A 567-nucleotide genomic window follows, 5' to 3' on the forward strand; every position below is an offset into this window, starting at 1 on the left:
CAAGCTGAAGATGATCCAACTTTATATTTTATGCTTAGGGTTAAACTTCAAGGGGGAGAATTAACACTTCCTCAACTAAAAATAGTTTCCCAAATAAGTGAAAAATATTCAAGAGGAACTGCTGATTTTACAACTAGACAAGATATTCAATTTCATTACATAAAAGTTGTTGATTTACCTGAAATCTTTAGACTTCTTGACACAGTTGGATTGTCAAGTATTTTTGCAGCAGGAGATGTACCTAGAAATGTAGTATCATGTCCAATTAATGGAATTGACCACGATGAAATTGCTGATGTAAGAGATTCAGTTGAAAAATTAAATGAACTTTTTAAAGGTAATAAAGCATTTTCAAACCTTCCAAGAAAATACAAAGTTGGAGTTAATGGTTGTTCTAAAAACTGTATGCACCATGAAATGCAAGACTTAAGTTTCAATGCAGTTAAACAATCAAACGGAAGAATTCAATATGCTGTAAGTGTTGGTGGAGGATTAGCTTCAAACAGAAAGGCTGCAGTTCATATTGGATATGTAACACCTTCTCAAGTTATACCATTAACAAATGTG

General features: G+C 32.5%; 1 pseudogene. It reads left to right on the forward strand.

Annotation, left to right across the window (positions count from 1 at the left end):
- Positions 1-567 (forward strand): annotated as a pseudogene (locus ACQY5W_RS13440) (nitrite/sulfite reductase); the annotation flags it as partial.

This window comes from Arcobacter sp. (assembly GCF_050300555.1).
In the GTDB taxonomy this organism is placed as follows: domain Bacteria; phylum Campylobacterota; class Campylobacteria; order Campylobacterales; family Arcobacteraceae; genus Arcobacter.